Here is a 25255-nt window from a genome sequence, read left to right as displayed (position 1 = left end):
GCCGACTGGGGCGACCCGGGATGCCGGGGAAGACCGGCGGCCGCCTCGTCGGGCGGCCGCGTGGGGAAGCTACGCGCGGGAGTGGGCCGCCGGGTCGGCGGGCCACCAGCAGGACAGGTGCGCGAGCATGACCGTGACTGTACGCGATCGGCCCGCCTCCGGTAAGCCGGTCGCGCCGGGTAGGTTGACCCGCGATGGACATTCTCGCTCTCGACCTGGGCACCTCCTCGGTGCGTGGGCTGGTGCTCGACGCGGACGCCGTGCCGCGCCCGGGCGCGCTGGCCCGTCGCCGGGTGCACCTGGTCACCGGGGACGACGGCACCGGGACGCTGGACGGCCCGGCCTACCTGGCGTGCCTGGTGGAGTGCCTGGACGAGCTGGCCGCCGGCGGGCACCTGCGGGACGTGGACCTGGTGGCCACCTCCGCGCAGTGGCACTCGGTGCTGGCGCTGGCCGCCGACGGCACTCCGTCGGGCCCGGTGCTGACCTGGCTGGACACCCGGCCGGAGCCGCTCGCCGGCGCGGCCGGCCCGGCCGACCCGGCGGACTTCCACCGGCGTACCGGCACCTGGTGGCACCGTTGCTACTGGTCGGTGCGGCTGCCCTGGCTGCGGGCGCACGGCGAGCGGAACGCCCGCTTCACCGGGCTGGCCGAGTACGTGCTCGGCGCGCTGCTCGGCGAGGTGCCGATGTCCATGTCGATGGCTTCCGGCACCGGACTGCTCGACCTGCGGCGCCTGGACTGGGACCCGGAGGCGTGCGAGCTGGCCGGCGTACGCCCGGAGGAGTTGCTGCGGCTGGCCCCGGACGGCTGGCACGGCCGGCTGAACGCGGAGTACGCGCGGCGCTGGCCGGGGCTGGCGGGGGCACGGTGGGCATCGCCGGTCGGTGACGGGGCGGCCGCAAGCGTCGGCTCCGGTTGCGTCGACCCGACTCGCGCGGCGGTCACAGTCGGCACGTCCGCCGCGGTCCGCATGATGCAGGCCGTACCGGCGGGCGGGGAGCCGCCGCCGCTGCCGGAGCAGCTCTGGCGTTACCGGGTCGACCACAACCACGTGGTGACCGGCGCCGCGTACTCCAGCGGCGGCAACCTGTTCGCCTGGGCCAACCGGGAGCTGCGGCTGCCGGAGGGCGCGGCGCTCGAGGAGGCGCTGCGCCGCACCGCCGGCTCGGTGCGGGCCAACCCGCGGCTGGGCGGTGACCGGCCGCCGGGCACGGCCCCGGCGGGCTCGGGCGAGCTGCGCGGGCTCAGCTTCGGCACCACCGCCGTGGACGTCCTCGCCGGGCTGATGCAGGGCCTGTGCCGGCTCGTCGCCGACGACCTGGCCCTGCTGGAGGGCGGTGTCGGCGAGCCGATGGCTGTGGTCCTCGGCGGCGGGGCGCTGACCGCCTCGCCGTGGTGGCGCGCGGCGTTCGCCGACGTGCTCGCCCCGCGCGAGGTGCGGTGGCAGCGCAACCCGGAGATCGGGGCGTCCGGCGCGGCGCTCGTGGCGCTGGGCCGTCTGCCCGAGGCGGCCCACATCGGGGGCATCGGTCGAACGGACGAGACCGCCTCGCACGCGTGACTGTCCGTCCGGAGCCCTGACCGGCCTGCTCGTGCCGTCCGGGCGGCCGTTGACACCGACCGCCGGCCTGGTTGGATGGACTCCGCTCCCCGACGTGGTGGAGTGGGACGAGGAGGCACGCGTGGGCGCAGGTCCCGACCCGGCTCGTGGCGCTGTCCCGCAGCCGAACCGGCGGCGCTCCGGGTTCCGGCTGCGGGACTGGCGGATGGGCACCAAGCTCGCCACCGTGCTGGTGATCCCGTCGCTGGCGTTCCTCGTCCTGGCCGGCATCCAGACGCGCGGGCTGGTCGGGCAGACCACCACGCTGAGCGCCTTCGCCGAGCAGGTGGGCATCGGCCGGCAGATCGCCGTCGCCGTCGACCGGCTCCAGCACGAGCGGGACCGTACCGCCGGGGAGCTGGCGGGACTGCGCCGCGCGGGCACCGGCGCCGACCGGGACGCCGCGGTCGCCGCGCTCAGGCCCCTCCAGGAGGCGACCGACCGCGCGGTGGCGGAGCTGCGCGCCGCGGCCGCGCCGCTGGCCGACGCCGACGCCGCCTGGCGCGTGTCCTACTCGGAGGCGCTGGAGGCGTACGACCAGGTGGTCAACATCCGGTCGGCGGTGGCGCCGGCGGTGCTGTCCAGCGACACCGTCCTGAGTAACTACCACCGGTCCGTCGCGGCGCTGCTGAACCTGCTGGCCGAGCCCTCGCCCGGCGGCGGCCGGCAGGAGCTGACCGAGGCGGTGCTGCGCTACGTGCAGCTGTCCCGCGTCAAGGAGCTGTCCTCGCGGATCCGCGCGGAGCTCTACGCCGCCGCCCGGTCCGGCCAGTACGAGGCCGACGACCAGGTGACGCTCAGCGACCTGCGGGCCCAGCAGCTCACCGCGCTCGGCGCGTTCCGGGTCGCGGCGACCGCCGACCAGATCCGCCGCTACGACCAGACCTCGGTCGACCCGGCCTTCGTCGCGGCCACCCGGATGGAGGAGCGGACCCTGCCCGGCGGCGGCGACGCGAAGCCGGTCCTGCTCGACGCGGCGCAGTGGTGGGCGGCGAGTGAGCAGCGGCAGGAGCTGTTGCGCCAGATGGAGAGCGGGGTCGTCGACGACGCGGTACGCCGGGCCGACGACGCCAGCGCCCGGCAGCTGCGCGACACGCTGCTGGTGGCCGGTGGTATCGCCACCGTGCTGCTGGTGGCGGTGCTGATCTCGCTGCTGGTCGGCCGGTCGGTGGCCCGCGGCATGCGGCAGCTGCGGGGCCAGGCGCTGCGGATCGCGCAGGTGGAACTCCCGCTGACGCTGGAACGGCTGCGTACGGTGGACCGTCCGGTCGGCGCGATCGACGTGCCGCCCGCGGTGATCGACTCGCAGGACGAGATCGGCGAGCTGGCGGAGGCGTTCGTCGCGGTGCACCGCAGCGCCGTGGACGTGGCGGTCGAGCAGGCGATGATGCGGCGCAACGTCAACGCCATGTTCGTCAACCTGGCCCGGCGCAGCCAGGTGCTCGTCGAGCGCCAGCTGGAGCTCCTCGACGACCTCGAGCGCGAGGAGAGCGACCCGGACCAGCTGGAGAACCTGTTCAAGCTCGACCACCTCGCCGCCCGTATGCGGCGTAACGACGAGAGCCTGCTGGTGCTCGCCGGCAGCGAGTCGACCCGGCGGTGGAACCGCCCGGTGGGTCTGGGCGCGGTGCTGCTGGCCGCGAGCGCGGAGATCGAGCAGTACCAGCGGGTACGCCACGAGAACCGGACGGACCTGCACGTCGTCGGGCACGCGGTGGGCGACCTGGTGCACCTGTTCGCGGAGCTGCTGGAGAACGCCACCGCCTTCTCCCGCCCGGAGACCACGGTGCGGGTCGTCGTCGAGCCGGACGGCCGGGGCGCGCTCGTGCAGATCGTCGACGAGGGGCTGGGCATGAGTCCGGCGGCGCTGGCGGAGGCGAACGCGGTGCTGGCCGAGCCGCCGGCCGCCGACGTGTCGGCCTCGGAACGGATGGGCCTGTTCGTGGTCAGCCACCTCGGCGCCCGCAACGGCGTACGGGTGTGGTTGCAGGCTGCCGGCGCGGGCCTGGTCGCCCGGGTGCGGATCCCGGCCGAGCTGCTGGCCGAGGCGCCCGCGCCGGAGGCGGACCGGCCGTTCCCGGCCCGGCTCACGCCGGGGACGGGCAACGCCGCCCGCGTGCTCGCCGGCCCGGCCGCGGTGTCCGGGGCGCTCGCCGCGCCGACGGCCGAGCTGCCGGTGGCCGGATGGCGTCCGGCGCCCGGCCAGCCGGCGGCGCTGCCGGTGTCGCCGCTGACCGGCCGTCCGCTCGGTGACGGGCCGGAGGCGCCGCCGGCCGGTTCGCCGGCGCCCGCCGCGCCGGCCGGCGCTGTGCCGCGCCCCCGGCCGGGCCGGGCCGAGGACGTGCTGACCCCGGCTGCTGCCGGCCCCGCTGGCGGCGGCTGGTTCAGCCGGCAGGGGCCGACGGCGTCGCCGCTGGGTGTGACGCCCGCCCCGGCGTCGACGCCGGTGACCGGAGGGACCAACGAGCGGGGACTTCCGGTACGCGTGCCGATGGCCCAGCTCGCACCGGCGTCCCCGGCCGACCGTCCGGTGATGCGGCACGAGCCGGACCCGGAGGCGGTCGGCGGCATGCTGTCGCGCCTCTACAGCGGGGTGCGGCGCGCCGAAGCCGAGGAGACCACCGAGATGTACCTGCCGCGCGACGAAGGAGGACGACGACAGTGACGACGTTGAGCCAGGAGGCACGCGACCTGAGCTGGCTGGTGACCGCGTTCGCGGAGCGCGTTCCCGGGGTGGCGCACGCGGTGGTGGTGTCCTCCGACGGGCTCCTGGTGGCGATCTCGGCGCATCTGCCCCGGGACCACGCGGACAAGCTCGCCGCGGTGACCTCCGGCTTGATGAGCATCACCGCGGGCGCGGCCCAGATGTTCGACGGCGACGTCGTCAAGCAGACAGTGGTGGAGATGGGGCGCGGCTACTTCCTGGTGATGCAGATCCGGGACGGCTCGATCCTGGCCACGCTGGCCGGGGCGGACGCCGACATCGGCGTGGTCGGCTACGAGATGGCGCGGCTGGCCAAGCAGGCCGGCGAGATGCTCACCCCGGCGCTGCGGGCCGAACTCCAGCAGGCGCTGCCGCGCTGAGACGCGGTCCGGCGCCTGGCGCCGATCCGCCGACGCGGGGGCCCGGCCGGCAGGCAGCCGGCCGGGCCGCGCCGCCTACAGCCCGTTGCGGCGGATCACGTCGCGGTACCAGTGGGCGCTGCGCTTGAGCACCCGCCGCTGGCTCGGGTAGTCCACGTAGACCAGGCCCCAGCGCTGCTCGTACCCCTCGGCCCACTCGAAGTTGTCCAGCAGCGACCAGACGTGGTAGCTCTCCAGCGGCACGCCGTCGCGGATCGCCCGGTGGGCGGCGGCGAAGTGGTCGCGTAGGAAGCTGACCCGGCCGGCGTCGTCGACGTTGCCGTCCGCGCCGGGCACGTCGGGGCAGGGCAGGCCGTTCTCGGTGACGGTGATCGGCACCCGGCCGTAGTCGCGGGTGACCCGGGTCAGGATGTCGTACATGCCGTCGGGGTAGATCTGCTGCCACTCCGCCTCGGAGGTGGGCCACTTGCGGACCGTGCTGCCGTCGCCGGTGACGTAGATCGGCGTGTAGTACTGCACGGCGAGCAGGTCCACCGGGCTGGAGATGATCTTCAGGTCGCCGTCGCGGACGCCGCGGACCATCCGGCTGTCCGGGCCGCGGTCGTCCAGCACGTCCTGCGGGTACGCGCCCTTGAAGATCGAGTCGAGGTAGAGGCGGTTCTCGTAGCCGTCGTAGAGCCTGGTCGCGGCGGCCGCCTCGGCGGTGTCGTCGGCGGGGTAGCAGGGGTGCAGGTTGAGGGCGGGGCCGATCCGGCCGGTGACGCCGGAGGCCCGCAGCGCCTGCACGGCGAGGCCGTGGGCGAGCTGAAGGTGGTGGGCGACCAGGTACGCCGCGTCCTCGTCCTGGAAGCCCGGGGCGTGGTGGCCCCAGATGTAGCCGTTCTGCACCACGGTCTTCGGCTCGTTGACGGTCAGCCAGACCGGCACCTGGTCGCCGAGGGCGCGGAACACCGCGTCGGCGTACTCGGCGAAGCGCTCGGCGGTGTCCCGGCTCTCCCAGCCGCCGGCGTCCTGAAGGGCCTGGGGGAGATCCCAGTGGAACAGCGTGGCCATCGGCGCGATGCCGCGCTCGTGCAGCCCGTCCACCAGGCGGCGGTAGAAGTCGAGGCCGCGCTGGTTGGGGCGGCCGGAGCCGTCGGCCTGGATGCGGGGCCAGGAGATGGAGAACCGGTAGCTGCGCAGTCCCAGGTCGCGCATCAGGTCGAGGTCCTGCGCGTACCTGTGGTAGTGGTCGGCCGCGACGTCGCCGGTGTCGCCGTTGCGGATGCGCCCCGGCGTGTGGCTGAAGGTGTCCCAGACGGACTCACCCCGCCCGTCCTCCTTGGCGGCCCCCTCGATCTGGTACGCCGAGGTCGCCGCGCCCCAGCCGAACCCGTCCGGGAAGCGGAGTCCGCGGTCCTGCTCCGGGTCGGTGGCGCGCTCGGGCGGGCTGTCGCAGCCGCCGAGCGCGACGGTCGACGCGGCGGTCGTCGCCGCGGTGGCGCCGGCGAGCCCGGTCCGGGCCGCGCCGGCCGCGGTCGCGGACAGGGCGGCGCGGCGGAGCAGGCGCCGTCGGGTGAGTAACGACATGAGGTTTCTCCTCGGAGTGACGGGCCGCCCTGGGCCGGGAGCGCTCCCATCATAGCCAGGGAGCGGCCGGCCCTGATCCGGCGGTCGCGGCGAGGTGCGGCGCGGCCGGCGGGCGGCCGGAAGGTGGGGTGGGCGGGGGCGTCGCTCGGGAACGCCGCTCGGGGCGGCGTGAGCGGCGAGGGATGGGGCGGATAGCGCGAAAGGCCGTCCGGGTGGCGTGGCACGCCTGTCCCGTCGGCCTCTTTTGCCGTCGACAACGGGGGTTTAGTGTGGGGACGGGGGAGGGCAACCCCCGTCCCCACCGATGGTGCACACACGCACGAAGTGGAATTGGCGTCCGTCGTGCGCGTCGCGCGGGAGCCGGGCCACGCGAGTGGCTCTGGTTCCACCTCCCTCCGTCTGGCGGGTGGCGGCCGGTGGCGGCGTCCGGGCTGGTCCGCCGCCGGCCTCTGGGCCGACGCGCCGGGCACGGGCGTACCCGGCGATCCAGTACTTGCATCTCCGTCGATGGAAGCGCTCCCATCGGCGATGCTGCGACTGTAACGCCCGTCACGGGTTTGGAAAAGCCCCTAAACGAGATCGAAACATGGAAGCTCGTATCTGCGCTGGCCGTTGTGGTGGGAGCGCTTCCATGTCACACTCTCGTCACGCCACGCGGAGCCAGTGAACGCGAGCGCGGGCCGCCGAGGGCACCCGGTGACGAACCGGTGCGGCGCCCCGATCCCCGGCACGGCCGGGACGACCACCTTTCCGGACGCCTCCGTCCCCCCGCGTACGCCCGTCGTCGCGTGGAGGCGCCCCGCCGGGACCCCGAGGTCCCGGCCCGGTCCGAGGAGACACCGCCCACATGAGACTTCTGGCCAGACGTCGCCGTACGGCGATGCTCGCCGCCGCCGCCCTCGTCATAGGCGGGGTGGCGCTGCCCGCGGGTGCCGCACAGGCCGCGCCCGCCTGCGACGTGACCTACGCGTCGAACGACTGGAACAACGGCTTCACCGCCAACGTGACCATCAAGAACCTGGGCGACGCGCTCAACAACTGGTCGCTGAAGTTCACCTTCCCGAACAGCAGCCAGCGCGTGGTCCAGGGCTGGTCGGCCCGGTGGAGCCAGTCCGGCAGCGAGGTGACCGCGACGAACGAGTCGTGGAACGGCAGCCTGCCCACCGGCGCGTCCACGAGCATCGGCTTCAACGGCAGCTACAGCGGCAGCAACCCGAAGCCCACCGCGTTCACCCTCAACGGGGTGGCGTGCAACGGCGCGCAGACCAACCAGCCGCCGACGGTCTCGCTCGGGGTGCCGTCGGGCCCGTTCGAGGCGCCGGCGGACGTCCCGCTCACCGCGACCGCCAGCGACCCCGACGGCACCATCAGCAAGGTCGAGTTCTACCGCAACGGCCTGCTGGTCAACACCGACACCACCGCGCCGTACGGCTACGACCTGCTCGACCTGCCGGCCGGCAGCTACACCGTGCAGGCCAAGGCGTACGACAACGCCGGCGCCTCGGCGGTGTCGGAGAAGTCGTTCACCGTGACCGCGGCCACCGGGCCGCAGCTGGTCGCCACGCCGTCCGCGGTCACCGTGGGCGAGGGCAGCAGCGCCACGGTCCGGTACACGCTCAGCGCGGCGCCGACCGCCAACGTGCCGGTGACCCTCGCCGTCACCGGTGACAGCGACATCACTGTGTCGCCGACCTCGCTGACGCTCACCTCCAGCAACTGGAGCACCGGCGTCACCGCCACGGTCTCCGCCGCGGAGGACGCCGACACGGTCGGCGGCACCGCCACCATCACCGCGTCGGCCAGCGGCTACGCGCCGATCTCCGTCGTCGCGACCGAGGCGGACAACGACAGCCCCGGCGGCGACAACGCCTACATCAAGAAGTTCCTCGACCAGTACGGCAAGATCAAGAACTCGGGGTACTTCAGCCCCGAGGGCGTGCCGTACCACTCGATCGAGACGCTGATCGTCGAGGCGCCCGACCACGGCCACGAGACCACCTCGGAGGCGTTCAGCTTCTGGCTCTGGCTGGAGGCGCAGTACGGCCGGGTCACCCAGAACTGGGCCCCGTTCAACAACGCCTGGACGGTGATGGAGAAGTACATCATCCCGTCGCACGCCGACCAGGCCACCGCCGGCTCGCCCGGCACCCCGCAGTACGCCGCCGAGCACAACCTGCCCAGCCAGTACCCGTCGACGCTGGACGCCAACGTCCCGGTCGGCCAGGACCCGCTGCGCTCGGAGCTGCAGTCCACGTACGGCACCGGTGACATCTACGGCATGCACTGGCTGCTCGACGTGGACAACACCTACGGCTTCGGCCGCTGCGGCGACGGCACCACGCGGCCCGCGTACATCAACACGTTCCAGCGGGGCACCCAGGAGTCGGTGTGGGAGACCGTGCCGCAGCCGTCCTGCGACACGTTCAAGCACGGCGGCCCGAACGGTTACCTGGACCTGTTCGTCAAGGAGTCCAGCGCCCCGGCCAAGCAGTGGAAGTACACCAACGCCCCGGACGCCGACGCGCGTGCCGTCCAGGCCGCCTACTGGGCGCTGACCTGGGCCAAGGCGCAGGGCAAGGCGGCCGACGTGGCGGCCACCGTGGCCAAGGCCGCCAAGATGGGCGACTACCTGCGCTACGCGCTGTTCGACAAGTACTTCAAGAAGATCGGCAACTGCGTCGGCGCGAGCACCTGCCCGGCCGCCAGCGGCCGTGACTCGGCGCACTACCTGCTCTCCTGGTACTACGCCTGGGGCGGCGCGTACGACACCTCGCAGAACTGGTCGTGGCGGATCGGCTCCAGCCACAGCCACTTCGGCTACCAGAACCCGTTCGCGGCCTGGGTGATGACCAACGTCGCGGAGCTGAAGCCGAAGTCGCCGACCGCGTCCTCCGACTGGCAGAAGAGCCTCGACCGGCAGCTGGAGTTCTACACCTGGCTCCAGTCCGCCGAGGGCGGCATCGCCGGTGGCGCCACGAACAGCTGGGACGGCAGCTACGCCCAGCCGCCGAGCGGCACCGCCACCTTCTACGGCATGTTCTACGACGTCGACCCGGTCTACAACGACCCGCCGTCGAACCAGTGGTTCGGCATGCAGGCCTGGTCGATGCAGCGCATCGCCGAGCTGTACCTGGAGACCGGCAACGCGAAGGCCAAGGCGCTGCTGGACAAGTGGGTGCCGTGGGCGATCGCCAACACCACGCTGGGCACCAACTGGTCGATCCCGTCGGACATGAAGTGGACGGGCCAGCCGGCCAACTGGAACCCCAGCAGCCCGCAGCCGAACACCAACCTGCACGTCGAGGTGACGGTCAAGGGTCAGGACGTCGGCGTCGCCGGCGCCTACGCCCGCACGCTCATCGCGTACGCGGCCAAGTCCGGCAACACCGCGGCGAAGGACACCGCCAAGGGCCTGCTGGACGCGCTCTCGGCGTCCGCCGACAGCAAGGGCGTCTCGACGCCGGAGAAGCGCGGCGACTACAAGCGCTTCGACGACGTCTACAACGCCGCCGACGGCCAGGGTCTCTACGTCCCCAACGGCTGGACCGGGAAGATGCCCAACGGCGACGCGATCGCCCCGGGCAAGAGCTTCCTGGACATCCGCTCGTTCTACAAGAACGACCCGGACTGGCCGAAGGTGCAGGCGTACCTGGACGGCGGTCCCGAGCCGGTCTTCAACTACCACCGGTTCTGGGCGCAGGCGGACATCGCGATGGCGTACGCCGACTACGGCACCTACTTCCCGCAGGGGTGAGGTGACCTCTCCTTCGTGGGCGGGTGCGAGCCCGCCCACGAAGGAGGCCGACCCGGCCGATGGGGGAACGGAGCGGCCGGGTCGGTGGACGGCCTGACGCCCACGGTCAGGCCGGGTGGGCCGGCCGTCCGGCCGACGCAGCGGACCGGCCGGCCCACCACTCCGCCCGGCGACGACCCATGGCGCGAAAAGGCACGCAAAAATCAGCGGTCCACGGGATCACATCCGGGCCGTGGACGGAGTAACGTATTTGACGGAGAGGCCGCTCCCCCCGTGGCGGCCTCTCCATTACTCTTCCCGGGCCGGCTCACCGCCGGGCACCGGCGCCGTCACCGGGTGCCGCAGTCCCGGATGCCCGGCCGGCAGCGACCGCCGGATCACCACCCAGCTCGCCGCCAGCGCCGCCGCGATCAGCGGCCAGGTGAGCGCCGCCCGCGCCACTGTGAGCGCGACCACCTGCCCGTCCAGCCAGAGCGGGATGAACACCGCCAGCCGCAGCACGTAGGTGCCCGCCCACACCCAACTGCCCCGGCCGTACGCCCGCAGCAGCGCCGGGTCACGCCGCCACCGGGTCCGCTGGCCCAGCGCCGTGCCGACCACCACGCCGAGCAGCGGCCAGCGCACCACGACGCTCACCGCCCAGGCCAGCGCGCTCGCCGCGTTGGCGGCGATCTGGAGCAGGAAGAAGTCCTCGGCCCGGCCGGTGCGCAGCGCGACGAGCGCTGCCACGCAGACCGCGAGCAGCCCGACCAGCACCGAGCGGGGACGGTCCCCGCGCCGCCACCGCCAGCCGGCCACCGCCGTGCCGGTCAGCAGCGCGGCGAGCACGCCGCCGCGCAGCCCGCCGAGCACCCAGCCGAGCCCGAACGCGAGCGGGGGCAGCGTGGCGTCGACCGCCCCGCGCCGGCCGCCGAGCAGGTCGGCCAGCGACTCCGGCCGGGGCCCGGCCTGCGGTTCCCGCTGCGGCGTGCCGGTCACGCCCCACCTCCTCGAATCGCCCGCCTCACCGTACGCCGCAGCCGATGGCGCTCCGCCGCGCGCGTCGGCGGCCCTACCGTTAAGTTGTCCGGGTGCGGGAGACGGCGAGGGGTTGGACGGCGGTCTGGTTGGTCGTACTGGCCCTGCTGCAGACAGCTGCGTTCGTGGTGGTGTGGCGCTTCGCCGTGCACACCGAACTGGGCCAGTGGCTGGACACGGTGGCGCTGACCGGCAACCGGATCGGCCAGGACCGCATCGACGGTCCGGTCGACACGCTCCTCAACGCCATGTCCGTGGTGTCGCTGCTGGCCGCGACCGCGGTGATCGGTTTCATCGCGCTGATCCGGGGCCGCAAGGCGCTGGCCGTCACCGCGACGCTGCTGATCGCCGGGGCGAACGTGACCACGCAACTGCTCAAGCACTTCCTGGTCCGGCCCGACTTCGGCATCGACCCGGAGCGGGCGGCCGCCGGCAACAGCCTGCCCAGCGGCCACACCTCGGTGGCTGCCTCGGTGGCGGTAGCGCTGATCCTGGTGCTGCCGCGCAAGCTGCGGGCGGCCGGCGCGTTCCTCGGCGCCGGGTACGCCGCCGCCGCGGGCGTCGCCACCCTCTCCGCCGGCTGGCACCGGCCCAGCGACGCGGTCGCCGCGTACCTCGTGGTCGGCGCGTGGGCCGCGGTCGCCGGGCTGGCGCTGCTGGTCTTCCAGCGGGAGCAGGCGGTGGTCGAGCCCGGCGACGCGCACCGGGTGGCCGCCGCCGTGCTCGGCGGCGTCGGCGCGGTGGCGCTGCTGGCCTCCGCGCTGGCGTTGTCCTGGCTGGTGGACCGCTCCACGATCCCCGTCGAGGCCCTCAGCCGCCGTCAGCTCTTCGTCGGGTACGCGGGCAGCGCGGCCGGCATCGGCGGCACGATCGCCGTGGTGGCAGCGCTGATGCTGGTCGTGGTGCACCGGCTGGTGCCCAGGTGGAAGGGCTGACCCGGCGGATGGAGACGGTGCGGGCGGCGTTCCGGGCCGAATGCGACCGCCTGGAGCGGGTGTTGCGCGAACTGGACGACGCGGCGCTGGACCGGCCCACGCCGTGTCCGCCGTGGCGGGTACGGGACCTCGTGGCGCACGTGAGCACCGGGGCCGGGCGCCTGGCCGGCATGCTCGCCGAGCCCGCGCCGCCCCGGCCCGAGGTGGACGCCGCCGCCTACTTCGGCGCGGCCAAGTTCAGCCCGCCGGTCGACCGGGACCGCGTCGATTCCGCCCGGCGGGCGGCCCGGCAGCACCCGGGCGCGGCCGAGGTGGCCCGGGAGTTCGGCCGGGCCTGGCGCGCCACGGACGAGGCGGTAGCCGCCGAGCCGCCCGCACGGGTGGTGCGCACCCGCCACGGTGACGCGATGGCGCTGCCGGAGTTCCTGCGTACCCGGGTGGTGGAGGTCGCGGTGCACGGCCTGGACCTGGCCGACGCGCTGGACCGGACGCCGTGGCTGACCCCACCGGCGGCGGACGTGGTGGTCGGCGTGCTCACCGGCGGCGCGCCGGTGCCGCCGGGACTGCGCTGGGACGCGCTCACCGTGCTGCGCAAGGCCACCGGGCGGCTGCCGCTGACCGGCGACGAGCAGGCCGAGCTGGCCCGCGCCGGCATCGGCCGGCTGGCCTTCGGCGGCTGAGCCTCCTCAGCGCGCCGCGCAGCGCCGCAGGTGATCCAGCACGATCGGGTCGATCCGGCCGGGCACGAAGCGTTCCTCCAGGTTCTCCAGACCCGTCCAGGCGGCCAGCGCCTCGTCCAGGCCGGCCGGGCCGACCGGGTGCCCGGTGGCGGCGAGCAGCTCGGCCACCTCGGCGGCGAGCGGACCGGTGAGGTCGCGCAGCGTGGCCGGGTCGGGGCGGCCGAACAGCATGTGGTGGATGCCGAGCAGGCGGCGCAGCTCGCAGACCGGGTCCACATGGTCGTCCACCCGCAGGTCCACCAGCTCGTCGCCGGTCCCGGCGTAGCCGCCGTGGCGCTGCACCACGAGCATCGCCGCGCTCTGCCGCCCGCGCCGGTCGCCGCCGGCCGCGTCACCGGCGGTGAGCGCGGCCAGCAGGCGCTGCGGGAACGGCAGGTCCTCGCGGGCCAGCCAGGCGTCGCGCAGCGCGTCGATCACCTGCGGGCCGGTCAGGATGTTGCCCTGCGCCGCCCAGCCGTCGCCGGCCTGCCCGCCGGCCCAGGGGTGGCAGCGCGGCCCGGTCCAGGTGGCCCCGTCGCCGGTCGGGCCGACCACCGCCAGCTGCCGGTCGTCGCGTCCCGGGTCGGCGGCCACCAGCCCGGCCACCGCGTCGACAGCGCTGACGCCGGTACGCAACAGCGCGAGCGCCTGCGCCCGGTAGGCGAGGTTGGCGTGCGCCTGGGTGGCGACCGCCCCCACCAGCGCCTCGGCGGCCGGCACCAGCGCCCCGGCGGCGAGGAACCGGCTGGCCACTGCCACTCCGAACAGGCGCCCGTCGGCGGAGCGGGCGACGAGCGAGAAGGTCACGCGCGGATCGTAGCCCGGAGGGCGGGCGCGGCGTCCCGCTCCGGCGGCACCGCTCAGAACGGCGGTGCCGCGTCCTCCGGCGGGCGGCCCCAGGCACGCCGGGCGTCGGCCACCGCCACGGCCGTCAGGACCGCCGCGGCGAAGCCCGCCGCGACGAGCGGCGCGAGGCGCACCAGCAGCGGTACGGGCAGCAGCAGCGCGGCGATCCCCACCAGCCGGGACGGGGAGACGCGGCCGAACACCTCGTACTCGAAGCGGGCCCGGCCGGCCAGGAACAGCGCCGGACCACCGAGGATCATGGCCAGCCAGGGCAGTTCGTTGTGCCCGATCGGGTGCTCGATCACCAGCTCGTAGCCGATCGCGGTGGCGACCACGCCGATCACCATGACCAGGTGGGTGTCGGCGGCGGAGCGGCCGACGGTGGCCGGGTGCGCGGCCCGGGTCACCGCCTCGCCCAGGATCTGCCCGGCCCGCTGCACGTAGATCCGCCACAGCAGCACCGAGGTGGCCAGCGCGACGGCGAAGGCGGTGACCATGCCCGGGCTGGTGGGGGAGCGGGTGAACGACAGGCCGGCGAGCAGGATCGTCTCACCGAGCGCGACCAGGAAGATCTGCTGGTAGCGCTCGGCCAGGTGCTCGCCGTGGATGTCCCAGCGGGAGACCGTGGAGCGGCCCAGGCCCGGCACCGGCCAGCCGAAGCGGCCGCCGAGGTACTCCAGCAGCATCGCGGTGCCCCAGAGCACCACCCGGGCGTTCACCGGCAGCAGCGCGCCGGCCAGCCAGAGCACACCGGTCACCGCGAACGTGATCAGCATCCGCAGCTTGAGCCGGCGGTACTGGACCTTGCGGAGCACCAGCATGAGGATCGCCGGACGGCTCACCTGGGCCACCACGTACGCGGTGGCGAACATCAGGCCGCTGTGGCCGAACGCGCGGGGGACCGCCACGCCCATCACCATCGCCGAGATCAGCGCGGTGATCACGATGATCTGCAACCACAGGTGGTGCGGGTCGTAGCGGCTGGTGGTCCACGCCGTGCCCTGCCAGACGCCCCAGAGCGCGAGAAGCAGCAGCAGGGTCTTGCCACCGCCGGTCACCGCCGCCCAGCCGACCTGGCCGTCCTCCAGCGCCAGGTCCTCGAAGGCGCGCGCCGAGATCCGGGTCAGCGCGAACACGTAGACCAGGTCGAAGAAGAGCTCCAGGAACGTGGCCCGGCCGGGGCCGCCGCCGGAGTTGCGCAGCGCGGCCGGTTCGGCGGTCCTCACCGCGCTGCCCCGTCCCCGGTCCGCCTCATCCGGCAGTCGTAACACTCTTTCCCGGCGTCTCGGTCCTGATCGCCCATATCGGCCTGGATCTTGCTCGCGGCGGTGCCGGACGGGCACCATCGACGGGTGACGAACCGATGGGGCATGACCGTGCCGTTGGGCGGCATTCCGCTCGCCGACCATGCCGCGGTCTACGCGGCGCTCGACGACGCCGGGTTCACCGACGTGTGGTCCTCGGAGGTGGCCGGCGCCGACGCGTTCACCCCGCTGGCCCTGGCCGCCGCCTGGTCGCCGCGGCTGCGCCTCGGCACCGCGATCACGCCGGTGTTCACCCGTGGCCCGGGGCTGCTGGCGATGAGCGCCGCCGCGCTGGCCGAGGCCGCGCCGGGCCGTTTCGCGCTCGGCGTCGGCGCCTCGTCGCCGGTGCTGGTGCGGGACTGGAACGCGATCGGGTTCGACGAGCCGTTCAAGCGGACCCGCGACGTGCTGCGCTTCCTGCGGGCCGCGCTGCGCGGTGAGACCGTCGACGGCGCGTTCGACACGTTCGCCGTACGGCGCTTCGCGCTGGAGCGCCCGCCGAGCGTGCCGCCGCCGGTCGTGCTGGCCGCGCTGCGTCCCGGCATGCTGCGCCTGGCCGCCGCCGAGGCCGACGGGGTGATCCTCAACTGGCTGGCCGCCGAGGACGTGCCGACAGCGCTCGCCGAGGTGGGCGAGCGCCGCCCCGGCTTCGAGGTCGCCGCCCGCATCTTCGTCTGCCCCACCGAGGACGCCGCGTACGCCCGCGCGCTGGGCCGCCGCATGATCACCGGTTACCTCACCGTCCCCGCGTACGCGGCCTTCCACAGATGGCTGGGCCGCGAGGACTCGCTCGGTCCGATGTGGCAGGCGTGGGCCGCCGGGGACCGGCGGGGCGCCTCCGCCGCCGTACCGGACGAGGTGGTCGACGCGCTGGTGCTGCACGGCTCACCCGAGCAGTGCGCGGCCGCCGTCCGCCGCTACGCCGACAACGGCGTCGACGTGCCGGTGCTGGCCGTGCTGCCCACGCCCGAGATCACCGAGGGCGGCGCGGCGGCCTGGATGGAGCTGCTGCCCCGGCTCGGTCCCGGAGAGGTGGCCTGAGATGAACCTGACCGACCGGGTGGTGGTGATCACCGGCGGGGCCGGCGGGATCGGCGCGGCACTGGGCCGCCGGTTCGCCGCCGAGGGTGCCGCCGCCGTCGTCCTGGCCGACCTGGCCGCCGACGCGGCCCGCGCCGCGGCCGAGGCGATCGGGCCGGTGGCCACCGGCGTCGGGCTCGACGTCACCGACGAGGCGGCGGTACGCGCGCTCGTCGACGAGACCGAGCGCCGCCACGGACGGATCGACCTGTTCTGCGCCAACGCCGGGGTGGCCACCGGCGGCGGCATCGACGCGCCGGACGCCGACTGGGACCGCGCCTGGCGGGTCAACGTGCTCGGGCACCTGCACAGCGCCCGCGCGGTGCTGCCCGGCATGCTCAGCCGGGGCCAGGGCCACCTGCTGCTCACCTGCTCGGCGGCGGGCCTGCTCACCGCGGTAGGCGACGCGCCGTACACCGCCACCAAGCACGCCGCGGTGGGCCTCGCCGAATGGCTGGCGATCACCTACCGGGACGCCGGGATCCGGGTCAGCGCGCTGTGCCCGCAGGGCGTGGACACCGCGATGCTCGCCGACGGCCTCACCGAGGGGCACCTCGGCGCCCGGGTGATCGCCGCGTCCGGGAAGATCCTCACCCCGGACCAGGTCGCCGACGCGGTGATCGCCGGGCTGGCCGAGGAGCGGTTCCTGATCCTGCCGCACCCCGAGGTGGCCGACTACGCGCGGCGCCGCGCCGAGGACCCGGACGGCTGGCAGGCCGGGCTGCGCAAACTCGTCCGGAAGCTGCGCGCGAACTCCGCCACGTCCTGAGGGATCTCCTGCCCGTCGACGCACGCCGGGAGACCGCCAGTGGGCCAAGGGCGGGCTTCATGTGGGTCGGGTCAACGACGTGGGCGTCGTGCTGCGGACGGATGCGGATTCAGCCATCGTCACCGGTTCTCGCCATCACCGGCGGGGTTGCCGTCGCCGCCGGCTCCGCCGCCGCCGGTCCGGACCGGGTGGGTAGCAGCAGGGCGGCGACCACTGCGCCGGCCGCCAGTATGCCGATCACGAGCCAGACCGTGGTGGTGAGGGGCAGTTGTTGTCCGGCGATGCTGCCTGCCGAGGCACCCACCACGGTCGCGGCCATCTCGGCGGCGGAGAAGGCGGATCCGACCCGGCCGAGCTGACGGTCCGGGGTATGGCGTTGGACCTGCACCTGGACCAGCATCAGCAACGCGCCACCGGGCAGGCCGGCCAGGGCGATGAAGACCAGCGCGGCGGCGAAGTGGTGGATGAGGAAGAGCCCGGCGAAGCAGAGGGTGATCGCCGCCAGGCAACCGGTGAACGACAGCCGGAGGAGCCCGCTACGGGACAGCACGTTGCCGACGTACGCGCTGGCCAGGAAGCCGCCGCCGAGCGCTGCCATGAGCACACCGACGTCGCCGGCGTCGCCGCCGAGGACGCTGATGACGTACGGCACCAGAAGCACGTTCAGAGCGGCGTTTGCCAACAGGAAGAGGCTGGAGACGACGAGAGTCGTGCGGAGGATCGGATGCCCGAAGAGGAAGGCAAGTCCTTCCCGGAGTTGCCCCTGGAAAGCGGCCAGCCAGGAGGACGCGTCCGGCTGCTGCCCGTCGTCGGTCACCCGCAGCCGGCCCATTCTGAAGATCAGTAAGGCCGAGAGCAGGTACGTCGCGGAGTCGATCAGCACCAGGCCGTCGAAACCCACGAGGGCGTAGAGCGCGCCGCCCAGGGGTGCGCCGGCGAGGCGGACGATGCCGCTCGCAACCGTGTTCCAGGCGTTCGCCGCCTCCAGGTCGCCGCCCCGGCCGACGACGGCGGGCACCACTGCCCGGGCCGCGGACTGGAAGACGTGCCCGATTGCGCTCTCGAAGAACATCGCCGTGTAGAGCAGCCACAGCATTCCCGGATCATCGACCACGATCAGCGCGAGCACGACGACCATGCGCAGCAGGTCAGCGCCGACCATCACTGTTCGCCGGTCCCACCGGTCGGCCAGCACCCCGGCCAGGGGCGCGAAGACGATCGCGGGCAGGGTCTGCGCGACGAAGGCGAAACCACTGCTGAGCGTCGACCCGGTCATCGTGTAGACGTAGACCGGCACCGCGACGATCATCAGCCAGTTGCCCAGGTTGGACAACAGCGTGCTGGTCCAGAGCAGACCGAAACGCCGGTTCCTGATGCAGATCACCGCTCACCTTACTTCCGTGACGCCGGCTGCCGGTGTCCCACAGGCGTTCGACGACCAGGAGGTCAGCAGATGGTCAGGAGGACTCGTGGCGGTACCGGCTCGGCGATCCGGTTACGGCTGTTGATCAGCGTCGCCACCGTAGCGGCCCCGGATGGACCGTCCACAGCAACTGTCGCCACCGTGGCCGGGCTGAGCGCAGCGCGTCGGCGAATCCGGCGCTCAGCCCGACGGCCCGCTGCGCCTGTTCCGGCGTGACGCTGCCCGGCGCGAAGCCCGCCTGGTTGAGCAGAGCGGCCAGATCATTCACACCTGCCTCGTCCGGGCCGCCGCTCGCGGTGCCGTCTGAGGATTGCGCCGTGCGGGCCTCGGCGAGCGTCCGGCGGGCCCGCTCGGCGACCTCCGGAGCCGCCAGGTCCGGCCCGACCGGGTGCCCGGCCAGGCGCAGCGCGTCGGTCAGCTCCCGCCACGCGCCCGCGACCCGTTCACCCGGGTCGGTGGCGTCCAGCCGGGAGCGGGTCAACCGGCGGCGCATCGCGTACAGTGCCGCCAGCACCGCGCCGACCAGCAACGCCAGCCCGCCGACGCCGCCACCGACCAGCACCGGCGTTCCCGGGCCGCCCTGCTCGCGGCCCGGCGCGGGCGCGGCGGCCGGAGGTGTGGCGCTCGGCTCCTCGGTGGGCGCGGGCACCTCCGACGGCGGCGGGTCCTCCGGCTGCGGCCGGAAGTCCTCCTCCACCGGGCGGGGCTCCTCGTCAGGACGTGGCATCGGGTCGAACGGCACCCAGCCGACGCCGTCGAACAGCACCTCCGGCCAGGCGTACGCGTCGGCGGCCCGCACCGGCCCGTCGCCGCCGGGCCCGAACCCGACCACCACCCGGGTCGGCAGACCGGCGAGGCGGCCGAGCACCGCGAACGCGGCGGCGAACTGCTCCGACGTGCCCCGCTGCCCGCCACCGTTGCGCGGTCCGAACAGGAAGAACGCCAGGTTCGGGTACGCGTGCCCGCTCGGCGCGTCAGCTGTCACCCGGTAGTGCTCGGCGAGGAACGTGGCGATCGCGTCGGCGCGCGCGTACGGGGCGCCGTTCGACTCGGCGAGCTGGGTGGCCAGCCGGCGCAACGGTTCCGGCGCGCCGTCGGGCACCCGCAGCACCCGGGCCACCTCGTCACCCGCTGGCACGTTCGCCGTGCTCAGCAGGTTCGCGTCCGGACGCTCCCGCACCGACGACACCTCGTAGCGCAGCCCCGGAGCGAGCCCTTCCGGGCGGATCAGCGTCCCGCTCGCCGGGTCGTACGCGACCCGCGCGCCGGTCACCTCGCGCGGCGTGGGCACCGCCGGCAGCAGCCGCCCGGTCAGGTCCGCCACAGTGATCTCCTGGGTCACCGCCACCGTGGTGGCGCCCGGGGCCGGGTCGGTGGCGGGCAGGATCCGCCCCGCGTTGCGGTACGTGGCGCCGACCCGCCAGGTCACGCCGTCGTAGTCGCTGAGCACCGCCAGCCGGATCCGGGGCGGCCCGTCAGCGCTCGCGCCGTCGACGGTGTGCACGTCCAGCAGCCGCTGATCCGGGTTCAACGCCCACCCGGAGATCCGGATCAACGGGTTCTCGTCCAGCGACTCCACCCGCGGCGGCTCCACGTAACGGCGCGGGTCGACCGGCCGCTCGTCGACCTGGGCGGCCACCACCGGGGCGAGCAGTGCCGCCAGCGCCACCACCACTGCCAGCCCGGCCGTGCTCGCCGCCACCAGCCGCAGCCGCACCGCCGCGCGTACCGCCGGGGTCAGACCGGCCCCCGGGTCGGACGCCGGGCCGGACGGGCGTCCGGGCGTCGCCAGGCCGGCCGCCGCTACCGCCGCGAACACCACAGTCGGGCCGATCGCCGGATCCGCGTTCGGCCCGACCACGTAGAGCGCACCGGCGTAGAGCAGCGCCGGCGGCAGGTAGCCCAGCAGCACCCGCCCGGCCCGCAGCGCCACCTCGGCGGCGGTCAGCCCGGCCAGCCAGGCGGCCACCACCGGCACCAGCACGGTGTCCGGGGCCGGCTCGACCGGGATCATCGCGGTCAGCAGCCGGGGAATCGCGTTGCGGGCGGCGTCGGCGGTCACCTCACCGAGCCCGCCGGGCAGCGCCGCGTGCGCGGCGGCCAGCCGCAGCGACAACAGCGTCCACCCGGCCAGCGCGGCCACCGACAGCGGCGCCACCAGCCAGGACGGCAGCCGCCGCGCGGCCACGCTGACCAGCACCGAGCCGACCGCCGCACCGGTCATGAGGCGGGTCAGCAGCGGATCCGCGTACACCCGGCCCAGCACCACGCCGGAGAGCGCGACAAGCACGATCAGCGCGGCCGGCGCCGGCACGGCCCGCAACGCCCGGACCGCGCGCTCCGCCGCCGCTTCCGTCCGCGGCGGCGTCACCACCGGCGGACCCCGTCCCACTCGGCGGCGAACGCCGCGCCGTCGGCCGCGTCCAGCACGGTGAGGCCCGCCGCACCGGCCGCCGTCGGCCCGTCCGCACCGAACATCCCGACCACCACCGACGGGTACGCGCCGCGCAGCGCGTCGACGTGCCCCAGGTCGTCGCGGCCACCCGGCCCGGTCAGGAAGACCAGCGTGTCGCCGAGCCGGTCCCGGCGCAGCCGCCCGGTCGCGGCCGGCAGCACGTCCGGCCCGGCGCCCGCCAGCTCCACGGCGGCCAGCCGGTCCAGCGGTCCGGCCGCGCCCTCCGGCTCCACCTCGGCGGGTACGACCAGCAGCAGCTGCACCGGCAGGTCCTCCCGCACCGCGGCGGCCACCACCGACGCCGCCGCCTCGCACGCCGCCTCGAACGACTCCGCGACACCGGCCACCCGGCCCGGATGCGCCCGGGCCCGGTTGTCCAGCACCACCACCAGGCGCGGCAGGCTGGTGTCCACGTTCTCCCGCACCATCAGCTCACCCACCCGGGCGCTGGTGCGCCAGTGCACGCGGCGCAGCTCGTCGCCCACCACGTACTCCCGCAGCGAGTCGAACGTGATCGACCCGTGCGGCACGCTGTCGGTGCGCCCGTCCAGGCTGCGCCCGGCCCCCGTGGGCACCGCCGAGAGCGGGTGGATGCGCGGGTGCACCCACACCGGCACCGTGCCGCCGTAGCCGCGCGACAGCGCCACCAGCCCCAACGGATCCCGGCGCACCACCCGCAGCGGACCCACCGGCACCACCCCACGCCGGTGCGTCGGCACGTCGTAGCGCACCACGGTGTCCCGGCCCGGACGCAACCGCAGCAGCGGCACCGGCACCAGCGCCCCCGCGCAGCGGTCCTCGGCCACCAGGTTCGCCGCCCGCAGCCGCCCGGTGTTGCGCACCGTCAGCTCCATCGCCGCCGGCTCACCCCGGGCCACCCGGTCCGGGTCGGCCCGCCGCGCCACGCTCAGCCGGGGCCGCCAGGCCGCGTTCACCACGGCGTAGCCGACCGCCACCCCGGCCGCCGCGCCGAGCACCGTCAGCTCCGGGTACGCGTACCGGAACCCCACGCCGAGCAGCACCAGGGCGGCGACGAGCAGCCCGATGCCACGGGCGGTGATCCCCACGCTCAGCCGTGCACCGGCGTGGCCTGGCCCGTCGGCAGCGGCACCGGCACCGACGCGACCGCCTGGCGCAGCACCTCGGCGGACGTCACACCACGCACCTGCGCGTCGGGGGTGAGCAGCAGCCGGTGCGCGAACACCGGCTCGACGAGCGCCTTCAGATCCTCCGGCATGATCCAGCCCCGGCCGTCGATGAGCGCGTACGCGCACGCCGCCCGGGTCAGCGCGATCACCCCACGCGGGCTCACCCCGACCCGCACCTGCGGATGGGTACGCGTCGCCGCGGCCAGCCGCACCGCGTACGCGTAGAGCGGCTCGGCGATGTGCACCCGCCGGGCCATGTTCACCATCTCGCCCACAGTGGCGGTGTCGGTGACGGCGGTCAGCGAGTCGGGGGAGCGGACCGTGGCGCCGCGCAGCACCTCCACCTCGACGGCCTCGTCCGGGTAGCCGACGGAGAGCTTCACCAGGAACCGGTCGAGCTGGGCCTCGGGCAGCCGGTAGGTGCCGTCCATCTCCACCGGGTTCTGCGTGGCCACCACCAGGAACGGCTGCGGCACCGGATGGCGTACGCCGTCCACTGTGACAGTGCGCTCCTCCATCACCTCCAGCAGCGCCGACTGCGTCTTCGGCGACGCCCGGTTGATCTCGTCGGCGATCACGATGTTGGCGAACACCGGCCCCGGGTGGAACTCGAACCCCCGGCTGGCCTGGTTGAAGATGGTCACCCCCGACACGTCGGAGGGAAGCAGGTCCGGCGTGAACTGGATCCGCCGCCACTGCCCCTTCACTGTCGCCGCGATCGCCCGCGCCAGCGTGGTCTTGCCGACGCCCGGCACGTCCTCCAGCAGCACGTGCCCCTGCGCGAACAGTGCGGTCAGCGCCAGCCGCACCACCTGCGGCTTGCCGAGCACGACCGCGTTGACGTTGTCGGCCAGCCGGGCGGCCAGGGCGGCGAAGCCCTGCACCTCCGGCTGGCTGAGCGGTTCGTGCGTGTTCACGGATGCGCCTCTCGGGGTCGTGCGGTCAGCAGGTGGGCAGCACGTCCAGGTCGTCGCCGCCCTCCAGGTTGAGCCAGGCCCACGGAATGTACGTCTTGCCCTTGTACTCCACCTGGATCCACCAGGTGCTCTTCTTGTTGTTGTTGTAGATCCAGGCGTCCACGTCCTCGCCCTTGGCCTTGCAGTACGTGCGCAGCCGCCGGCCGTCCGGCACCCAACCGGCCTGACGGTCGTTGTCCTGCCGGGTGACCTCGAAGATCTCGTTGCCGTTGCGGCCCGGCACGTCCTTGTCGCAGTACGTCCGCTGGTCGCCGTCCGGACCGTTCTTGCAGGTGGCGATGCCGTACACCGGGTCGGTGGTCTGCGCGCGGCTGGCCGTGCCCTTACCGGCGGCGTTCGACGCGGTCAGCGTCACCGTGTACGCGGTACCCGGCGCCAGGCCGGTCACCCGCAGGCTGGAACAACTGCCGCTCGCCGTCTTCCCGCCGGTCGCCGCCGTGCAGGTGGCCCGCCCACCGCCCGCGTCCACAGTGAACGTGACGGTCACCGACGTGGCATCAGCGGACGAGCCGGTCACCGTGATCCGCGGCTCGGCCACCGTCCGCGCGGTGGTGCTCGCCTCCGGCCCCGCGCCGGCCTCGTTCACGGCCTTGACCTTCACCGTGACGTTCTGCCCGTTGCCCAGGCCGCCCACAGTGGCCCGCACATCGGTGACCTCGACGGACTTCCCGGCGGCCTCCACCACGTACTTCGTCACCGGGCGGCCGTTGTCCACCGCCGGGGACCACTGCACCGCGACAGTGCCCGGCTGGTCGGCGACAGTGGACGCGCGCAGCTCGCCCGGCGCCTTCGGCACCGTGAACGGCACCACCGTGTTGCTCACCGGCGACGCCTTCGACCCGGCGCCCTTCTCGCTCACAGCCGTCACGGTGAACGCGTACTGGGTGCCGTACTCCAGTTGCCCGGCCCCCACCACCAGCTCCGTCTTCGCCGACTCGCCCGCCGGGGCGCTCGCGCCCGCCGAGGTCGCCGTCACCGCGTACTTCGCGATCTTGTTGCCCTGGCCGTCGGCCTCGGGCCAGCTCACCCGCACCGTGCCGTCCGGCCGCGCCTCGGCGGTCACCGACGCCGGCGGGTCCGGCACCTCCGCCGTCGGCACCACCGGGTTGCTGCGCCGCGCCGGCCCCGCACCCTTGGCGTTCACCGCATGCACCGAGAACGTGTACGTCTCACCGTTCGTCAGGCCGGTCACCTCCAGCGAGCGCTGGTTCGCGCCGACCTGGCGGGTCTGGCCGGCGCCCTCCACCACGTACCTGGTGATCTCGGCGCCGTTCGACGCGGCGGCCTGCCAGCTCACCCGCGCCGAGGCGTCGCCAGCCGCGGCGGTGACCGACTTCGGCGCGCCCGGCTTGCCCACCTTCGGCTTCTTCGGCGGGGGCGGCGGCGGAGCGACCGGCGGCGGATCCCCGCCGAGCACGTCGTTGGCGTACTTGTTGACCTCGCGCACCCGGTTCTGGTCGTCGACCACCTGCGCGGTGGACGAGTCCGGCGGGTTGATGAACAGGTGGTTCTCGCGTACCTCCAGCTCGACCGGACCGGGACGCCCGGAGCCCTTCACGGTCTGCACGAGCTGCCCCTCGGCGTCGAAGGCGTAGACCGTGCCGGTCGTCTCGTCGGCGCAGTAGAACCGGCCCGCCCACGCCACCGCCGGACTGAGCCGGACGCCGTCGCCCGGCACCGCGAACCGCTTCACCTCGCGGCTGTCCCGCACCACGTGCACCGACCGCTCGCCGGGAACCGTCACCGGCACCTGCTGCCCGCTGGTACGAGTCGGCAGGTAGCCCGGCGCGGTCATGGTCAGCTCGGCCCGCGTGGTCCGGCCGCCCACCACAGTCACCAGCGACGTCGAGGTGCGGTCCAGCACCGCCACACCCTCGTCCAGCGTGGACACCACCAGCTCGTGCGCGGGCTCGGCCACGTCGTACGTCTCGACGCGCTTCGGGCTGAGCCCGGCGGGCGGCGCGTCACCGGGCGTCTCCGGCAACTCGGCGGCGGTCACAGCCGAGACGGTGCCCTCGCTCGGCACCGCGATCCACAGCTTGCCGGCGCCGTCGAACGCGCCGCCGGTGATGCCCGGCGGGTAGCGGACCGGCTCACCCACCGGCGTCAGCGCCCGGGGGTCGAGCTGCCGGACGATGCCCTGCACCGCGTCCACCACGAACGCCGCGTCCTCGTGCAGCGCCACGCTCACCCCGAGCCCCGGCGCGGTCGGCGTGGTCGCGGTGATCTGCAACGTCGCCAGGTCCAGCGAGCTCACCTGGCCGGTCTTGAGGTCGCGCAGGATCAGCAGCCGGTCGGTCTGGGCCACCTGCGTCTGGTGCCGCCGCCCGCCCGGCACCTCCATCCGGGTGTCCACCCGCGCGGTGACGCCGTTGACCCGGGCCAGCTCGCCGCGGGTGGTGCTCCACAACCAGGAGGAAGCGTCGAAGCTCGCCACCGCGTTGTCCGCGGCGCCCAGCCCGAGCACTGTCAACCCCATCGCGGCCAGCAGCGCGGCCACCGTGCCGACTGTCACCAGCCCGCCCCGCATCCGCGACCGTGGACGAGCCTGCTCCGGCCCGGTGCCCGTGA

At 74.4% G+C, this 25255-nt stretch carries 17 protein-coding genes; 8 read left to right on the top strand and 9 right to left on the bottom strand.

The window, feature by feature from the left end:
* The first annotated feature begins 194 nt into the window (after positions 1-194).
* The 3 genes from MicB006_RS15750 to MicB006_RS15740 are packed head-to-tail and all read left to right on the top strand — an operon-like array spanning position 195 to position 4688.
* Positions 195-1565 (top strand): FGGY family carbohydrate kinase, encoded by a 1371-nt coding sequence (locus tag MicB006_RS15750; RefSeq protein WP_116507074.1) that lies wholly within the window; start codon positions 195-197, stop codon positions 1563-1565.
* 31 nt (positions 1566-1596) lie between these two features.
* Entirely contained in the window at positions 1597-4269 is a 2673-nt protein-coding gene (locus MicB006_RS15745) for a nitrate- and nitrite sensing domain-containing protein (RefSeq protein WP_116507072.1), read from the top strand.
* A gap of 5 nt (positions 4270-4274) precedes the next feature.
* On the top strand, positions 4275-4688 hold the full coding sequence (locus MicB006_RS15740) for a roadblock/LC7 domain-containing protein (RefSeq protein WP_198937722.1): 414 nt from the start codon (positions 4275-4277) through the stop codon (positions 4686-4688).
* A gap of 75 nt (positions 4689-4763) precedes the next feature.
* Here MicB006_RS15740 and MicB006_RS15735 read toward each other — a convergent pair whose 3' ends face one another.
* Positions 4764-6257, bottom strand: coding sequence for a GH1 family beta-glucosidase (locus MicB006_RS15735; protein ID WP_116507070.1), 1494 nt, complete (start codon positions 6255-6257; stop codon positions 4764-4766).
* Between the two features lie 856 nt (positions 6258-7113).
* Between MicB006_RS15735 and MicB006_RS15730 the strand changes: the two genes are divergently transcribed.
* Complete coding sequence (locus tag MicB006_RS15730; protein ID WP_192900297.1) at positions 7114-10011, top strand: glycoside hydrolase family 48 protein; 2898 nt, start codon at positions 7114-7116, stop codon at positions 10009-10011.
* A gap of 288 nt (positions 10012-10299) precedes the next feature.
* Here the strand turns inward: MicB006_RS15730 and MicB006_RS15725 are convergent, their stop codons facing one another.
* The gene (locus MicB006_RS15725) at positions 10300-10989 is read right to left on the bottom strand and encodes a DUF3159 domain-containing protein (RefSeq protein WP_116507066.1); all 690 of its coding nucleotides are present in this window, start codon (positions 10987-10989) and stop codon (positions 10300-10302) included.
* 92 nt (positions 10990-11081) lie between these two features.
* Between MicB006_RS15725 and MicB006_RS15720 the strand changes: the two genes are divergently transcribed.
* Entirely contained in the window at positions 11082-11963 is an 882-nt protein-coding gene (locus MicB006_RS15720; RefSeq protein ID WP_116507064.1) for a phosphatase PAP2 family protein, read from the top strand.
* An 8-nt stretch (positions 11964-11971) separates the two neighbouring features.
* Positions 11972-12643, top strand: a complete 672-nt coding sequence (locus MicB006_RS15715; RefSeq protein WP_116511464.1) for a maleylpyruvate isomerase N-terminal domain-containing protein — start codon at positions 11972-11974, stop codon at positions 12641-12643.
* 6 nt (positions 12644-12649) lie between these two features.
* Here MicB006_RS15715 and MicB006_RS15710 read toward each other — a convergent pair whose 3' ends face one another.
* A complete protein-coding gene (locus MicB006_RS15710; RefSeq protein ID WP_116507063.1) occupies positions 12650-13489 on the bottom strand; it encodes a DUF1028 domain-containing protein in 840 nt (279 codons plus the stop codon).
* Between the two features lie 53 nt (positions 13490-13542).
* On the bottom strand, positions 13543-14754 hold the full coding sequence (locus tag MicB006_RS15705; protein WP_116507061.1) for a low temperature requirement protein A: 1212 nt from the start codon (positions 14752-14754) through the stop codon (positions 13543-13545).
* 144 nt (positions 14755-14898) lie between these two features.
* Here MicB006_RS15705 and MicB006_RS15700 point away from each other — a divergent pair, with 144 nt between their 5' ends.
* Together MicB006_RS15700 and MicB006_RS15695 are read left to right on the top strand one after the other, a co-directional pair.
* Entirely contained in the window at positions 14899-15873 is a 975-nt protein-coding gene (locus MicB006_RS15700; RefSeq protein ID WP_116507059.1) for an LLM class F420-dependent oxidoreductase, read from the top strand.
* 1 nt (position 15874) lies between these two features.
* The gene (locus MicB006_RS15695; RefSeq protein ID WP_116507057.1) at positions 15875-16681 is read left to right on the top strand and encodes an SDR family oxidoreductase; all 807 of its coding nucleotides are present in this window, start codon (positions 15875-15877) and stop codon (positions 16679-16681) included.
* A 109-nt stretch (positions 16682-16790) separates the two neighbouring features.
* Here the strand turns inward: MicB006_RS15695 and MicB006_RS15690 are convergent, their stop codons facing one another.
* The 5 genes from MicB006_RS15690 to MicB006_RS15670 form a co-directional block, all read right to left on the bottom strand.
* Positions 16791-18065, bottom strand: coding sequence for an MFS transporter (locus MicB006_RS15690; RefSeq protein WP_116507056.1), 1275 nt, complete (start codon positions 18063-18065; stop codon positions 16791-16793).
* A 124-nt stretch (positions 18066-18189) separates the two neighbouring features.
* Positions 18190-20478: a DUF3488 and transglutaminase-like domain-containing protein gene (locus MicB006_RS15685; protein ID WP_116511463.1), complete on the bottom strand. Its 2289-nt coding sequence runs from the start codon at positions 20476-20478 to the stop codon at positions 18190-18192.
* Positions 20472-21626: a DUF58 domain-containing protein gene (locus MicB006_RS15680; protein WP_116507054.1), complete on the bottom strand. Its 1155-nt coding sequence runs from the start codon at positions 21624-21626 to the stop codon at positions 20472-20474. Before MicB006_RS15680 ends, MicB006_RS15685 begins: the two co-directional genes overlap by 7 nt.
* Before the next feature lie 2 nt (positions 21627-21628).
* Positions 21629-22624 (bottom strand): MoxR family ATPase, encoded by a 996-nt coding sequence (locus MicB006_RS15675; RefSeq protein WP_043329831.1) that lies wholly within the window; start codon positions 22622-22624, stop codon positions 21629-21631.
* 25 nt (positions 22625-22649) lie between these two features.
* Complete coding sequence (locus tag MicB006_RS15670) at positions 22650-25214, bottom strand: fibronectin type III domain-containing protein (protein ID WP_192900296.1); 2565 nt, start codon at positions 25212-25214, stop codon at positions 22650-22652.
* Positions 25215-25255: the final 41 nt, after the last annotated feature.

The organism is Micromonospora sp. B006 (genome assembly GCF_003408515.1).
GTDB classification, from domain to species: domain Bacteria; phylum Actinomycetota; class Actinomycetes; order Mycobacteriales; family Micromonosporaceae; genus Micromonospora; species Micromonospora echinospora_A.
Note: the sequence above shows the minus strand (reverse complement) of the source record. Positions and strands in the feature narration are given on the sequence as shown.

Bases quoted from the DNA above. Each gene is read 5' to 3' on its own strand.
- MicB006_RS15700 (WP_116507059.1), top strand. From the start codon at position 14,899: ATGACCGTGCCGTTGGGCGGCATTCCGCTCGCCGACCATGCCGCGGTC.
- MicB006_RS15735 (WP_116507070.1), bottom strand. From the start codon at position 6,257: ATGTCGTTACTCACCCGACGGCGCCTGCTCCGCCGCGCCGCCCTGTCC.
- MicB006_RS15750 (WP_116507074.1), top strand. From the start codon at position 195: ATGGACATTCTCGCTCTCGACCTGGGCACCTCCTCGGTGCGTGGGCTG.
- MicB006_RS15715 (WP_116511464.1), top strand. From the start codon at position 11,972: ATGGAGACGGTGCGGGCGGCGTTCCGGGCCGAATGCGACCGCCTGGAG.
- MicB006_RS15695 (WP_116507057.1), top strand. From the start codon at position 15,875: ATGAACCTGACCGACCGGGTGGTGGTGATCACCGGCGGGGCCGGCGGG.
- MicB006_RS15670 (WP_192900296.1), bottom strand. From the start codon at position 25,214: ATGCGGGGCGGGCTGGTGACAGTCGGCACGGTGGCCGCGCTGCTGGCC.